At 70.8% G+C, this 13626-nt stretch carries 16 protein-coding genes and 1 pseudogene; 1 reads left to right on the forward strand and 16 read right to left on the reverse strand.

Features of this window, described 5'->3' with window-relative positions; all coding sequences use genetic code 11:
• Positions 1 to 3: 3 nt before the first annotated feature.
• The 11 genes and pseudogenes from fliP to fliF all read right to left on the reverse strand — a co-directional run bounded on the left by fliP (position 4) and on the right by fliF (position 10510).
• Complete coding sequence (gene fliP / locus JMV16_RS16090; RefSeq protein ID WP_201495321.1) at positions 4 to 747, reverse strand: flagellar type III secretion system pore protein FliP; 744 nt, start codon at positions 745 to 747, stop codon at positions 4 to 6.
• Positions 737 to 1093, reverse strand: coding sequence for a FliO/MopB family protein (locus tag JMV16_RS16095; RefSeq protein ID WP_201495322.1), 357 nt, complete (start codon positions 1091 to 1093; stop codon positions 737 to 739). Before JMV16_RS16095 ends, fliP begins: the two co-directional genes overlap by 11 nt.
• Positions 1094 to 1098: 5 nt before the next feature.
• Positions 1099 to 1530 carry a flagellar motor switch protein FliN gene (gene fliN / locus JMV16_RS16100; RefSeq protein ID WP_201495323.1) on the reverse strand — a complete coding sequence of 144 codons (432 nt, stop codon included), beginning with the start codon at positions 1528 to 1530 and terminating at the stop codon, positions 1099 to 1101.
• 13 nt (positions 1531 to 1543) lie between these two features.
• Positions 1544 to 2551 carry a flagellar motor switch protein FliM gene (fliM, locus tag JMV16_RS16105; RefSeq protein ID WP_201495324.1) on the reverse strand — a complete coding sequence of 336 codons (1008 nt, stop codon included), beginning with the start codon at positions 2549 to 2551 and terminating at the stop codon, positions 1544 to 1546.
• A 13-nt stretch (positions 2552 to 2564) separates the two neighbouring features.
• The gene (fliL, locus tag JMV16_RS16110) at positions 2565 to 3188 is read right to left on the reverse strand and encodes a flagellar basal body-associated protein FliL (RefSeq protein WP_201495325.1); all 624 of its coding nucleotides are present in this window, start codon (positions 3186 to 3188) and stop codon (positions 2565 to 2567) included.
• A 132-nt stretch (positions 3189 to 3320) separates the two neighbouring features.
• Positions 3321 to 5168, reverse strand: coding sequence for a flagellar hook-length control protein FliK (locus JMV16_RS16115; protein ID WP_201495326.1), 1848 nt, complete (start codon positions 5166 to 5168; stop codon positions 3321 to 3323).
• Positions 5169 to 5179: 11 nt separating this feature from the next.
• Positions 5180 to 5638: a flagellar export protein FliJ gene (gene fliJ, locus JMV16_RS16120; protein WP_201495327.1), complete on the reverse strand. Its 459-nt coding sequence runs from the start codon at positions 5636 to 5638 to the stop codon at positions 5180 to 5182.
• 13 nt (positions 5639 to 5651) lie between these two features.
• A pseudogene (gene fliI, locus JMV16_RS16125) lies at positions 5652 to 7082 on the reverse strand (flagellar protein export ATPase FliI).
• Positions 7083 to 7089: 7 nt separating this feature from the next.
• Positions 7090 to 7824, reverse strand: a complete 735-nt coding sequence (locus JMV16_RS16130; protein WP_201495328.1) for a flagellar assembly protein FliH — start codon at positions 7822 to 7824, stop codon at positions 7090 to 7092.
• Positions 7808 to 8815 carry a flagellar motor switch protein FliG gene (gene fliG / locus JMV16_RS16135; RefSeq protein ID WP_201495329.1) on the reverse strand — a complete coding sequence of 336 codons (1008 nt, stop codon included), beginning with the start codon at positions 8813 to 8815 and terminating at the stop codon, positions 7808 to 7810. Before fliG ends, JMV16_RS16130 begins: the two co-directional genes overlap by 17 nt.
• A gap of 30 nt (positions 8816 to 8845) precedes the next feature.
• The gene (gene fliF, locus JMV16_RS16140) at positions 8846 to 10510 is read right to left on the reverse strand and encodes a flagellar basal-body MS-ring/collar protein FliF (RefSeq protein WP_201495330.1); all 1665 of its coding nucleotides are present in this window, start codon (positions 10508 to 10510) and stop codon (positions 8846 to 8848) included.
• 173 nt (positions 10511 to 10683) lie between these two features.
• On the opposite strand from fliF, the gene fliE reads away from it, so the two are divergent.
• Positions 10684 to 11013, forward strand: coding sequence for a flagellar hook-basal body complex protein FliE (gene fliE / locus JMV16_RS16145; RefSeq protein WP_201495331.1), 330 nt, complete (start codon positions 10684 to 10686; stop codon positions 11011 to 11013).
• A gap of 47 nt (positions 11014 to 11060) precedes the next feature.
• Here the strand turns inward: fliE and JMV16_RS16150 are convergent, their stop codons facing one another.
• The 5 genes from JMV16_RS16150 to fliS are packed head-to-tail and all read right to left on the reverse strand — an operon-like array spanning position 11061 to position 13561.
• On the reverse strand, positions 11061 to 11564 hold the full coding sequence (locus JMV16_RS16150; RefSeq protein ID WP_201495332.1) for a GspH/FimT family protein: 504 nt from the start codon (positions 11562 to 11564) through the stop codon (positions 11061 to 11063).
• Positions 11561 to 11974 (reverse strand): type IV pilin protein, encoded by a 414-nt coding sequence (locus JMV16_RS16155; protein ID WP_236580550.1) that lies wholly within the window; start codon positions 11972 to 11974, stop codon positions 11561 to 11563. The genes JMV16_RS16150 and JMV16_RS16155 overlap by 4 nt, the downstream gene beginning before the upstream one ends.
• Positions 11971 to 12738, reverse strand: a complete 768-nt coding sequence (locus tag JMV16_RS16160; protein WP_201495333.1) for a flagellar brake protein — start codon at positions 12736 to 12738, stop codon at positions 11971 to 11973. Before JMV16_RS16160 ends, JMV16_RS16155 begins: the two co-directional genes overlap by 4 nt.
• Positions 12739 to 12755: 17 nt before the next feature.
• Positions 12756 to 13094, reverse strand: a complete 339-nt coding sequence (locus JMV16_RS16165) for a flagellar protein FliT (protein ID WP_201495334.1) — start codon at positions 13092 to 13094, stop codon at positions 12756 to 12758.
• Between the two features lie 41 nt (positions 13095 to 13135).
• Positions 13136 to 13561, reverse strand: a complete 426-nt coding sequence (gene fliS, locus JMV16_RS16170; protein ID WP_201495335.1) for a flagellar export chaperone FliS — start codon at positions 13559 to 13561, stop codon at positions 13136 to 13138.
• Between the last annotated feature and the right edge of the window lie 65 nt (positions 13562 to 13626).

Raw genomic sequence — 13626 nt, forward strand, 5'->3', positions numbered from 1 at the left:
CTTCTAGGTGACGAAGCTGGCCGCGAGTGAGCCCAGCAGCAGGTTCCAGCCATCGGCCAGCACGAAGAGCATGAGCTTGAAGGGCAGGGCCACCAGCACCGGGCTCAGCATCATCATGCCCAAGCTCATCAGCACGCTGGCGACGATCATGTCGATGACGAGGAAGGGGATGAAGATCATGAAGCCGATCTGGAAGGCGCTCTTCAATTCGCTCGTCACGAAGGCCGGCACCAGCACCTTCAGCGGCACCTCCTCGCCCTTCACTTCGGGCGGCAGCTTGGCCAGGCGCGCGAACAACTGCACGTCGCTCTGGCGCGTCTGCTTGAGCATGAACTCGCGCAGCGGCTTGATGCCGGCGTCCAGCGCCTGCTCGGCGGCCAGGGTGCCGGCGGCATAGGGCGCATAGGCCTGCTCGTAGACCTTGTCGAAGGTGGTCGACATGACGAAGAAGGTGAGGAAGAGCGAGAGCCCGACGATGACCTGGTTGGGCGGCGCCGCCTGCGTGCCCATGGCCTGGCGCAGCAGGCTCAGCACGATGACGATGCGCGTGAAGGCCGTCATCAGCAGCAGCACCGCGGGCAGGAAGCTCAGGGCGGTGAAGAAGAGCAGGGTCTGGATGGGCACCGAATAGCTGGTGCCGCCCGGCCCCTGGGCGGTGAGCAGCGGCAGGGTGCCGGCCTGCTGGGCCCAGGCGCTGCCGGCTGCCAGTGCGGCGGCGGCCAGGACGGCGAGGCTTCTAGCCCGCATTGCGGTCACCGGCGCGGGTGGCGTTCAGGCGTGACATCAGCTGCGCAAAGGGCGCGGCCGGCTCGGGCGGCGGCTCGAAGCCGGCCTCGGGCTTCATCGTGTGCAGCAGGTGGATGGCCTGGGGCGAGACGCCCAGCACCAGCCAGCGGCGTTCGTCACCCTGGCCCACTTCCACCGTCACCAGGCGCTGCTGCGCCGCCAGCGGCAGCACGGCCAGTGCCCGCGGCGTGCCGGCCGGGCCGCTGCCGCCGCCGGCCAGCGGCGAGCGCTTGAGCAGCCACAGCGCCAGCGGGATGAGGGCGATGATGGCCAGGAACCACAGCAGCGACGTGAGCGGCGCGGGCATGGCCATCAGGTCCGGCTGAGCCTCTTCATGCGCTCGCTGGGCGTCACGATGTCGGTGAGGCGAACGCCGAACTTGTCGTTCACCACCACCACCTCGCCCTGGGCGATGAGATAGCCGTTGACGAGCACGTCCATCGGTTCGCCGGCCACGTTCTCGAGCTCGATCACCGAGCCCTGGGCCATCTGCAGGATGTCCCTGAGGGGTTTGCGCGAGCGTCCGAGTTCCACCGTCAACTGGACCGGGATGTCCAGGATCTGGTTCAGGTCGTGGCCCGCGGCATTGACCGGCGTGGCAGCGTTGGAGAAGTTGGTGAAAGCTGCCGGCGCCACCGATTCGGCGGCCGTGGTCACTTCACTGGCGACTTCGTTGCCGCTGGCGGGCTGGCTTTCGGCCAGCGCAGCCGCCCATTCGGCGGCCATCTTGTCTTCTTCGGACATGGGGGTGTCGTTCTCAGCGGCCATTCGATGCCTCTCCGATCCAGCTCAGGTTGGCGCTGGTGATGAGTTTGTCGACCTTGATCGAGTATTTGTTGTTGGACGTGCCGTAGTGGCAGTCGAAGACCGGCACGCCGTCGACCTTGGCCTGGATCATGGGCTTGAGGTCGAGCTCGATGAAGTCGCCCGGCTTGAACGACAGCAACTGCTCGACGGTGGCGCGTGCTTGCGCCAGTTCGGCCACCAGTTCGACCTCGGCCGCCGTGATTTGCTGCTTGAGCAGGTTGACCCAGCGCCGGTCGGGCTCGGCCGAATCGCCCTGGATGGTGGAGTACAGCACGTCGCGAATGGGCTCGAGCGTGCTGTAGGGGATGCAGAAGTGAATCGAGCCGGTGGTCTCGCCGATCTCCAGCGTGAAGTTGGTCGCCACCACGATCTCGCTGGGCGTGGCGATGCTGGCGAACTGCGGCTGCATCTCGCTGCGCTGGTATTCCAGGTCTATCGGGTAGACGCCGATCCAGGCCTTGCGGTACTCGTTGGTGATGGTCTCGACCAGGCGGGTGATCACGCGCTGCTCGGTGGGCGAGAAATCGCGCCCCTCGATGCGGGTGTGGAACTTGCCCATGCCGCCGAAGAGGGCGTCGATGACGGCGAACACCACGCTGGGGTCGCACACGATGAGGCCATTGCCGCGCAGCGGCTTGACGCTCACGATGTTGAAGTTGGTCGGCACCACGATGTCGCGCAGGAAGGCGCTGAACTTCTGCACCTTGATGCCGCCGATGCTCACCTCGGGGCTCTTGCGGATGAAGTTGAAGATGCCGAGGCGGATGTTGCGCGCGAAGCGCTCGTTGATGACCTCCATCGTCGGCATGCGGCCGCGGACGATGCGTTCCTGGCTTGCGATGTCGTAGTTGCGCAGCCCCCCCTGGGGCTTTTCTTCTTCCTCGAGCTTCTGGCTCTCGCCGGTGATGCCCTGCAGCAGTGCATCGACTTCGTCTTGCGAGAGGATTTGCTGGCTCATGGCGCGCCCGGGTTCACTGGATGATGAAGTTGGAGAAATGCACCGCCTTCACCGGCAGCGCCGCTGCGCGCTTCTTGGCCTTGCGCGCCGGCTTGGTGGCGGCCTCGGCCTCTTCGGCGGCGATGGTCTCTTCGTCCTCAACGTCGGCACCCAGCGCACGCGAGGTCTCGCGGCGCACGCGCTCGGCCAGCTTGGACTTGCCCTCGCGGCCCATCAGCTCGCCCGCCGTGCGGTCGGCGATGGCGAGCAGGATGTTGTTGCGGATGGCGGGCATCATGGTCTTGATCTGGTCGCTCAGGTGGGCGTCTTCGATCTCCAGCGTGATGCCGATCTGCGCATAGCGCTCGGCGTCGCGGTCGGCCAGGTTGACCGTGAAGGGGTCCAGCGGCACGAAGACCGGTGCGCTCTTGGGGTCGTGCTTGGCGGCCGCCTTGGCCGGCGCATGGGCCGCGGCCTCGCCGCCTTCGCTCTCGGCGGCAGCGGCCGCGGCGTCGGCCGCGTTCTTCTTCATCATGAAGACCGCCGCGCCACCGCCGCCCAGCAGCAGCACCGCCACCGCGGCGATGATGATGATGAGCTTTTTCTTGCTCTTGGGCGGCGCTGCGGCAGCTTGTGCGGGGGCAGGGGCGGTGGCCATCGGGTCTCCTGGGGGCGGGCGCCTGTCGACGCCTTTGGACCATTATTGAGACCGACCCGGCGGGCGGATGCCCCGAAAAGCGCGGCGAAAGCCGGGCATCAACGGGGCGGCAAGGCCGCCCCGGCCTGGCGTTCAGGCGACGAGATCGACGACGCCGCGGCGGCGTGCCGGCAGGGCCGCGGCCGGCATGGCGGCCAGTGTGGCCGCGTCGCTGTCGCGGCCGTTTCGTGACGGCGAGCCCGCACTGCCGCCCTCGCTGCCCGGCGCCTCGCGGCCCTGGCGCGGCTGTTCGAAGACGCCGCCGCCGCTGAGCGTGAGCCCGGCCTCGCGCAACTGGCTGGCCAGCTGCGGCATCGCCTGCTCGAGCGCCTGTCGCGTGGGTGCCTGTTCGGCCGAGAGGTGGATCTGGGCATGGCTGCCCTCGAGCTGGATCTGCACCGTCACCGGGCCCAGCTCGGCCGGGTTGAGGCTGAGCCGCGCGTGCTCGACGCCGTTGCGCACGAAGTGCGTGAGCTGGGCGCCCAGCTCGGGTGCGAAGGCCGCGCTCTGCGGATGGGCGGCCAGCGCCGCCTGGGCCTCGGCGGGCGCCGATGGCAATGCTGCAGCAGCGCCGGCAACGGCGTTGGCCGGCAGCATCTCGGCCCAGCGCGGGGCCGCGGCCAGGGCCTGCGGGGCCTCGGCGCGCCTTTCCTGATCGGGCCGGCTGGCCTCGGCACGGGGCGGGATGGCCTGTGATGGAGGCTGCGGCGTGACGGGCGCGGGCGCCGCGGCGGCGGGCTGGGCCTGGCTGGTGGAGTTGGCGCTGGCTGCCGATGGGGCCGGCTCGCGCGCACGCGGGGCGGCGCCGGTTGCTGCGGCATGCAGGGCTTCACCCCGGGCAGGGACGGTCGTTGTGGTGGCCGGCGTCTGCGGCGCGGCAGGGGCAGGCGCTGCCGGCGCACTGGCGCCTTCGACGGCGGCCCGGCCCTCGGCGGCCGGCCGGGTGGCCATGCCGTCGGCATTCGGCCCCCGGCTCGCCCGCAGCTCGCTGCGAACCGTGGGCAGGGCTGCGTCGGCGCTGGCCGGGTCCGCGGCACCCGTGGCCGGTGCAGGCACGGCCTTGGCCGCTTCGTCTTCGGCTTGCCGGGCTGCGGCCCGGCCGGCGGTCGGTGAACGCGGGGCTGCCGGGTCTCCGGTCTCGGCGGCAGGGGCTCGAGCCTGGATTCGGGCCTCGGCCTGCGGGCCGGGGCGCGCAGCCGTGGGCAGTGTCGCGGCGGCGCCCAGGGCGGAAGTCGTCCGCGGCGCCGTGGACGGCTTGTCGCCTGCGGCGGGGCCCGGGGCTGGCGTGGCGGACAGTGCCGGCAGCAGGGCTCCGCTCGCCGCGGCCGCGGCATCGGCGCTGTTGAGCGAGCCATTGGCGAGGGCCTCGGGCGCGGGCACGGCAGTGCCGATGTCACTGGCAGCCGTGGCCTGCAGGCGCGGGTCTTCGGCCTGGGCCTGGACCGCGGCGAGGGCGGCCTCGAGCTCAGGCCGGCCGGGCAGCGATACGCCGGGGTCGGCCTGGGGCGGATCGGTTGCCCTGCCCTGGGCAGCGGCCTCGGACTGGGCGCGTGCCAGGGCTGCAGCGGCGGCCTTGGCCGTCACCAACGTGGCGCGGCTGCCCGCGGGCGTTGCCGCATCCATCCCAGCGGCCTGATCGGTGTGCGGGGCGCTCTGGTCCTGCCGGCCCTGGCCCCAGCGCGCGGCCCGCGCGGCGGCCGCCCGGGCTGCCTTCCCGGCCTGCGCCGCATCGGCGGGCCCTGCCGATGCTGCCTTGGCGGCTGGCTCTGCGGCGGGTTCGGCTGCCTGCCTGTCGCCGGCCTCGCCCAGCAGGCGGGCAAAGCGGTTCGGCTCCATCGCCTCGGTGTCGCTGGCGGTGCCGATGCCGTTGGCATGGGCGCCCGCATCGGCCGCGCCGAAGGTGACACGCGGGCTGCCGGTCTGGGGCAGGAAGTTGATCATGGCGGCACTCCTCAGCCGGCGAGCGGCAGGGCCTGGGCGCTCAGCCGCCAGGCGCGCTGCTGACTGGCCTCGTCGGCGTGGCGTTGGTCGCGGCGGTCGTCCTGGGCCTGGCGAGCCTCGCTGCGGCGCTCGATCAGCTTGCGCACCGAGGCCACGCGCGTCTCGCGCTCGATCAAGGCCTGGCGCAGCATCACGGCCCGTCCTTCGGCGGCCTCGGCCTGCTGCTGCTGCTGGGCCAGCGCCTGCTCGAGCCGCTGCATGAAATCGATGTGGCAGCGCAGCAGCGCGATGGGCGCGCTGCGGCCACCGCGCGCCGGGCTGCGTGCCGCGTACTCGCCGCGGTAGGTGCGCAACTGCTCGGTCTGGGCCAGCATGCGCCGCGCCAGATCCTCGGCCTGCATCAGCACGAGCTGGGCCTCGTCGCGCTGGCGCTGGGCGTGTTCGAGCAGGGTGGCAAGGGCCTGGGTCATGGCGTGTGCCTTTCTAGGTCTGGTTCATCAGGTGGACAAGCTGGGCGCGGCTGGTGTCCAGCGCTGCGGCGTCGTGCATGTCCTGCTGCAGCAGGGCGTTCATCTGCGGCTGCATGCGCACCGCGACATCGAGCTCGGCGTCGTGGCCGGGCTGGTAGGCGCCGATCTGGATCAGGTCGCGCGCCTTGTTCACCTTGGCCAGCAGCTGGCGCATGCGCCGCGCCGCCACCAGGTGTTCACGCGCAGCCACTGCCGTCATCACGCGCGAGACCGAGCGTTCGACGTCGATGGCCGGATAGTGGCCGCCCTCGGCCAGCTCGCGGCTGAGCACGATGTGGCCGTCGAGGATGCCGCGCGCCGCGTCGGCTATCGGGTCCTGCGGGTCGTCGCCCTCGCTCAGCACGGTGTAGAAGGCGGTGATGGAGCCGACGCCGTTGAGGCCGTTGCCGCTGCGTTCCACCAGCTGCGGCAGCTTGGCAAAGCAGCTCGGCGGATAGCCCTTGGTGGCCGGCGGCTCGCCGATCGCCAGCGCGATCTCGCGCTGCGCCATCGCGTAGCGCGTCAGGCTGTCCATCAGCAGCAGCACATGCAGGCCGCGGTCGCGGAAGTGCTCGGCGATGGCGGTGGCATAGGTGGCGCCCTGCATGCGCATCAGCGGTGGCGCGTCGGCCGGCGCGGCGACGACGACGCTGCGTGCCCGGCCTTCCTCGCCCAGGATGTCCTCGATGAATTCCTTGACCTCGCGGCCGCGCTCGCCGATGAGGCCGACCACGATGACGTCGGCCCGCGTGTAGCGCGCCATCATGCCCAGCAGCACGCTCTTGCCCACGCCGGTGCCGGCGAACAGGCCCAGGCGCTGGCCGCGTCCCACCGTGAGCAGGGCGTTGATGGCGCGCACGCCGGTGTCCAGCGGCGTGCGTATGGGGTCGCGATCCATCGCGTTGATGGGGCGGCGCACCATGGGTTCTTCGCGCGTGTGCTGCAGCGGGCCCAGGCGGTCCAGCGGCTGGCCGTGCGAATCGATGACGCGGCCGAGCAGGCCGTCGCCCATGGGCAGGTGCAGGCCGCGGTCTTCGCTGCGCCGCCAGGGGTGGTTCTCGACGCCCCAGCGCGGCGGCAGCAGCGGCGCCGGGCGCGGCACCACGCGGGCGCCGCTCGAGAGGCCGTGCAGCTCGCCGGTGGGCATGAGGAAGGCGCGGTCGCCATTGAAGCCCACCACCTCGGCCAGCACCGGGCTCTAGCCCGAAGACAGCACCTCGCACACCGAGCCCACCGGCACGCGGATGCCGGCCGCCTCGAGCACGAGGCCGGTGACGCGCAGCAGCGTGCCCACCGATTCCAGCGGCTGGGGCAGGGCGGCATAGGCCGAGAGATCGCCCAGCCAGCGCTGCCAGCGCTGGCTGCGCGCCTGCAGGCGGTCTTCGAGGCGGCTGTAGACCCTCATGCGGCCCTCATGCCGACGGTTCTTCGCCGTCGTCGTCCAGCGGCAGCCTGGAGCCCAGCGCGGCCGCGGCCTGGGCCCAGCGCGCGGCGATGCGGGCGTCGATGGCGCCGACATCGCTTTGCACCATCACGCCGCCACGCGCCACCGTGGGGTCGGCCTGCAGGCGCGCGCCGCGCGCCGTCAGCACCTCTTCGGCGCCCTCGGCCACCAGCGGCAGGTCCAGCGGATGCACATGCACATTGATGTGGCGCGCGCTCATCATCACCGCCTGCACGGCCTCGCCGGCGATGGTGGCCACGAGTTCGGGTCGCTGTTCCAACTCGGTGCGCAGCACCTGGCGCGCCAGCTGCACGGCGCATTGCGCCAGCGCCTGGGCGGCGATGCCGTCGAGATCCTCGAACTGGCGGTCGAAGGATTCAAGCAGGGCGCCGATCTGCGAGGTGGCCTGCTGGGCGAAGCTCTGCTTGAAGCCTTCAAGCGCGGCCATGCCGTCGCGGTAGCCTTCCTGGTAGCCCGACTGGCGCGCGCCGTGGACGCGCTCGCGCCATTCCTCGGACGTGGGTTCGCTGGGCGCGGGCGGGGCGGCGGGCGTGGGCTTGGCGCCGGCGAAGCTGCCCGGCTTCCAGCTCGCGAAGTCGCCCAGCTCCTCGCGCGGGATGAAGCGGGTGTAGGCGCTGCCGGCCTTGGAGCCCGGCGGCGGCGGCACGTTGCGGAAACCCGTGGGCTTAGACGAACTCGTCATCGCCGCCACTCGTCAGCATGATCTGCCCCTCGTCCACCAGGCGGCGGATGATCTTCAGCATTTCCTTCTGCTCGGCCTCGACCTCGGACAGCCGCACCGGGCCGCGCGATTCGAGGTCTTCGCGCAGCGTCTCGGCGGCGCGCGACGACATGTTCTTGAAGACCTTCTCGCGCAGGGCCGGCGTGGCGCCCTTGAGCGCGATCACCAGCGACTCGCTCTGCACTTCCTTCATCAAGGCCTGGATGCCCTTGTCGTCGATCTTCTCGACGTCGTCGAAGGTGAACATGTTGTCCATGATCTTCTGCGCGAGGTCGTTGTCGGTCTCGCGCACGAAGTCCAGCACCGAGGTCTCGATGGCATTGCCCAGCATGTTGAGGATCTCGGCCGCGGCCTTGACGCCGCCCAGCGAGCTCTTCTTGGTGCGGTCGCCGCCGGCCAGCACCTTGCTCATCACCTCGTTGAGATCGCGCAACGCGGTCGGCTGGATGCCGTCCAGCGTGGCAATGCGCACCATCACCTCGTTGCGCTGGCGCTCGGTGAAGTGCTTGAGCACCTCGCTGGCCTGGTCGAACTCAAGGTGTACCAGGATGGCAGCGGCAATCTGCGGATGCTCGTTGCGCAGCAGCTCGGCCACGCTCTGCGCGTCCATCCACTTCAGGCTCTCGATGCCGGTGACGTCGCTGCCCTGCAGGATGCGGTCGATCAGCAGGTTGGCCTTGTCCTCGCCCAGGGCCTTGCGCAGCACGGCCTTGACGTATTCGTTGCTGTCGGACACCAGCAGGCTCTCGCTGGACGACAGTCGTTCGAAGTCGTCGAACACGGCCTCGACGCGCTCGCGCGAAACCGCCTTCATGCGCGCGATGGTCTCGCCCAGGCGCTGCACTTCCTTGGGGCTCAGGTGCTTGAAGACCTCGGCCGCCTCGTGCTCGCCCAGCGACATCAGCAGGATGGCGGCGTTCTCCAGGCCTTCTTCTTCGGTGGCGGCGGGCACGGTCTCGGTCTCCTCGTCGTGCGTCTGCGGCTAGGCGGTTTCGCCGTTCACCCAGCCGCGAACGATGTTTGCCACGGCGGCCGGGTTGTCCAGGGCCAGCTGGCGGGCCGCCGCGAGCTTCTCGGTATGGCGGGGTGCTGCCAGCGCGGGCGGATGGGGCGGGGCCTCGAGCAAGTCGTCGCCCACCACTTCATCGACCTGGCTGCCGGCCTCGGGCTCGGGCTTGGCCAGCATGGCCAGCAGGGCCGGGCGGATGAGCTTGAGGATGATGACCAGCGCCACCAGCGCCAATGCCAACGGGGCTGCCGCGCTCTTGAGCAGGTCCAGCAGCCAGGGCTGCTTCCACAGCGGCAGTTCCTCGGCCGCCGGGCCGGCGTCGACGCGGAAGGGTGCGTTGACGACCTTGACCTGATCGCCGCGCTCGGCGTTGAAGCCGATGCCCTGCTGCACGAGGGCGGTGAGCTGCTCGATTTCCTTGTCGGTGAGCGGCACGCTGCTGGCCTTGCCGCGCGGGTCGGTGCTGGCGCGATGGTTGACGACCACGGCGGCACTGAGCCGGCGCACGCTGCCCACGGCATTGCGGGTCACGGTGGTGGTCTTGTCGACCTCGAAGCGCGTGGCGGCCTCGCGCCGCGACGATCCGGCGCTGTTGCCCCCGGTGGCCTGCAGCGGCGCCGGGGCGCCATTGATGGGCGCGGTGGCCGGCACCGGCGGCTGGTTGCTGGTGGCGCCGGGCACGCCGGCCGGTGTGGCACTGCCGGCCTGGCTGGATTCTTCGCTGCGCAGCTCGCGCACCGCCGGCTTGCCGTCGGCACCCTGGTTGGGGCGGTAGCTCTCGGCCGTCTGCATGACCTGCGAGAAGTCGATCTCGGCGCTCACGCTGGCACGCACGTTGTCGCGCCCGACCACCGGCTCGAGCAGGGCGATCACGCGCTTCAGGTGGCTGGCCTCGACCTCGCGGCGAAACTGCAGCTGCTGGCTGTCCAGGCCCTGGGCGCTGTCGTCGTCGGAGCCCGACAACAGGGTGCCGGTGCTGTCGACCACGCTCACCGCCTTGGCCGTCAGTTCGGGCACGCTGCCCGAGACCACGCGCACGATGCCGGCGATCTGGCTGCGCTCCAGCGTGCGGCCGGGGTGCAGGGTCAACACCACTGAGGCCGAGGGCTTCTGCTGCTCGCGGAAGAAGCCGTTCTGGTTGGGCAGGGCGAGGTGGACGCGCGCTGACTTCACCGATTCGAGCGACTGGATGGTGGTGGTCAGCTCGCCCTCGATGGCGCGCTGGATGCGCATGCGCTCCTGGCCCTGGGTCTGGCCGAAGCTGTTCTTGTCCATCAGCTCGTAGCCGGCGCTGGCGGCGCTGGGCAGGCCGGCAGCGGCCAGCTTCATGCGCAACTCGGGCACACGAGCGGCCGGCACCATGATGGTTCCGCCCTCGGTGAACTTGTAGGGCACGTTGAGCTGGACCAGGCGGTCGATGACCTGTCCGCCGTCCTTCTCGGACAGGTTGGGGAAGAGGATTCGGTAGTCGGAGTCCCGCGCGCCGATCCACATGAAGACCAGCACCGCCAGCAGCGCCGCGACGCCAATCACGGCCAGCGCCTGGGTGCGGCCGGGCAGGGCCTGCCAGCGTTCGCCCACGCTGGGGGTGGCGGGCACCAGGGGGGTGGCAGGAGCAGGCTGGATGGCGTTGGCCATGGCGGGTGGGGGCAGGGGTCGGCAGGTTGAAGGCCATTGTTCGACGCTGGGGCCGCTGGCGGTGGTGCGAGAAGCCCGGCAAAGACGCGCCTGATCGCGCCTTGCCGGCCCGGGCTGCTGCCTACAGTGGCAACCATGTCATGGGCGGGTTTGCGCCCGCCGCGGAAGCCGCCATGAACGATCTGCGCATCAAGCCCTTCGATTTCCAGGCCGCGGTGGCGCGCGCCGGCCTGCGCCCCGACGGCATGCCCATCGGGACTGCCGTGGGCGGCGCCGAGGCTGGCGGCTTTCGCAGCGCCATGGCCGACGCGCTTCAGTCGGTAAGCCAGACCCAGAACGAGGCGACGAGGTTGCAGCGCGAGCTGACGCTGGGCAACCCCCGCGTGAGCCTCGAGGAAACCATGATGGCGATGCAGAAGGCGCAGATCGGCTTCCAGGCCACGCTGCAGGTGAGAAACCGGCTCGCCCAGGCCTATACCGACGTCATGAACATGCAGGTCTGAAGGCGCCGCGGCGCTGGCGCTGCGCTCGCCTTCGGGGGCGCTGCGGCTCAGCAATGCGGATAGCGCGTGTCGCTGCCTGCAAGCGTGCAGATGCGCACGCGACCCAAGGCCTGGAGGTCGACGCGCAGGCGCTCGCCGTGGCGCGATTCGAAGACGGCGCTGGCCTGCGTCTCGGCCGTGCCATCGGGATCCAGGCGCACCGCGTGCGGCTCGATCAGCTTGATGCCCTTGTAGCTGCTGGATTGCACGGCGCGCAGCTGGCAGGGTTGGGCCTGGTCGCAGGTGCAGCCGCTTTGCGTGCTGACGGCCCAGCACCAGGCGCCGCCCTGCTCGGCGGGTTCGACGTAGGCGGCCTGGCCGCGGCGCACGGCCTCGAAGCGGGCCTCGGCCAGATCGGTGGCCAGGGCCTCGGCTGCGGCGGCCAGGCGCTGGCGGTCCAGCCGTGCCTGGAAGGCGGGCAGGGCCAGGGTGGCCAGCAGCACCAGCACGGCGATGGCGATCACCATCTCGATCAGCGTGACGCCGCGCGCCGGAGGGTGAGCCTGCTTCATCGCCGCCAGCACTCGGGCGCCGGGCCCTCGGTGGGAAAGCCCTGGCGCACGCTCAGCGTGAGCTCGCGGCAGGCGGTGTCGGCGGCCTGGGCGCCGCGGGCCGTGGCGCGGGCGAGATAGGCCTCGGGGCCGGTGAGTTCGAGGCTCACCCCGTACTGCCCCTGCAGACTGGCCGTCGACACGCCCCGCAGGGCCGACAGATCGCTGGCATACAGGCCGTGCAGCGAGCGGTGCTGCTCCTGCGCCGCCTGCAGCTTCATCAGCGCCTGCACGCCGTCGAGACGGCCGCTGCGCAAATGGCTCGACTGCCAGGACGGCAGCGCTACGGCGCCCAGCACCACCGCGATGGCCGCCACCACCATCAGCTCGATGAGGGAGAAGCCGCGGGCGTCCATGGGGGCAGGGCTCAACGCAGGGACAGCAGGCGGCGGCGCTTTTGCGCCTGGTCGATCCAGCGCTGCAGCACGCGCTCGGCCTGGCCGGCCAGCGGGCTCCATTGGCAGCCCATGCGCATGCCGCGCTCGGGGTGGTTCTCGCCCGGCGAGGCGGCGTGCTGCAGCACGGCGGCGGCGCTGAAGCGGGTGTCGGCGTCGAGGTCTACACGCACCTCGCCCAGGCGCGTGCCGGGCTGCAGCGGGGGTACATCGGCCGGCAGCCAGAGTGCGCAGCCGCCGATGCTGAGGTCGAGCACGCGCAGCGTGAGCTGCATCTCGGGGATGGCCGGATGGCGCAGCCGCGCCACCGGCTCGCCGCGGCCGGCGGTGCGCACGCGGTAGGCGCCGCGGCGCTGGAAGCGGTAGATCTCCTGCGGCATCCGGCACTGCAGCACGCTGGCGTGGGCGGTGCGCAGCAGCACCAGGCCCTGGAGGTCGAACTGGAGCTTGACGCTTTCGAGATAGGCCACGGCCACGGCCTCGTTGGCGTCGACCATGCTGGCCAGCGCCGGCGCCAGCGCGTCGGCATTGAACGACAGCCGGCCCTGGGCGTCGTCGATGGCCCACAGTGTGGTGCTGAAGCTGGCGCCGCCAGGCCCGTTAAGGATGACGGGCACGCCGCCGTCGCGCAGTTCGCGCAACAGGCGCAGGCGTTCCTGCGGATGATCGACGCGGAACTCGGCCCAGGGATTGGGGCCGCCATCGGCGTCCAGCGGGGCCGGCCGGGTGTCCTGGAACATCTTGACTCCCGTTGCCTTCAGTGCAGGGTCTTGCGGCGTCCGGAAAGGGTGTCGTCCAGATCCTGCAGCCAGGGCTCGGCCAGATGCCGTATCTCGGCGTCGTTGACGAGGATGCGCTGCATGATGCGTGACTTGGCGCGCGCCGCATTGAAGGCCTGGGTATCGACACCGGCGTGGGCCGTGGTGCAGGCCTCGCGCGGCCTTTCCTGGGCGGCGTTCTTGAGCTGACTGATGAGCAGCACGCAGGCGCCCTCGAGCTTGACGACTTCGTCCCAGTTGCCGGCCCGCGCGGCGGCGAGCATGTCGGCGCTGGCGCGTTCTATGGCCTCGTAGTAGTTCAGCAATTGGGCGTCCATCGGGGATCTCGGTTGGCTCAGCCGGCGGGGCTTGCCGGTGCTCAGCGCGGCGCCTTGTCGGCGATCGACAGCCAGGCCTCGCGCAGCGGCTCGATCAGGCGCTGGCATTCCTCGAGCGCCTTTTCGTCGTTGCGCAGATTGGCCATCGTCAGGCGCATCGAGAGATAGCCGTAGAGGTCGTGCAGGTCGCGCGCCAGGCTGCCGCCGGCGCGCAGGTCGAGGCCGGCGCGCAGGCCTTCCTCGATGATGCGCACGGCGCGGCCGATGGCTGCGCCCTTGATCTCGGGCCGGCCGGCGCGGATGCCGCCGCGGGCCTGGTGGATGCAGTCGACGAAGCCGTCGAAGAGCATGGCCACCAACTGGTGCGGCGTGGCGCCCGACAGCCGGGTCTCGACCCCGACCTGCTGGTACAGGTCGCTGGACATCTGGCGCACGGGGCTTCGGCTGGGGTAGGTGCTGGCAAACATCGGTGGGCGGCGCGGTTGGTGTGGGGGATGTTCCATTTATCGGCCGGGCACCCGTTCACTTGAGC

The sequence above is a fragment of the Rubrivivax sp. A210 genome, assembly GCF_904426505.1.
Classification (GTDB): Bacteria; Pseudomonadota; Gammaproteobacteria; order Burkholderiales; family Burkholderiaceae_C; genus Rubrivivax.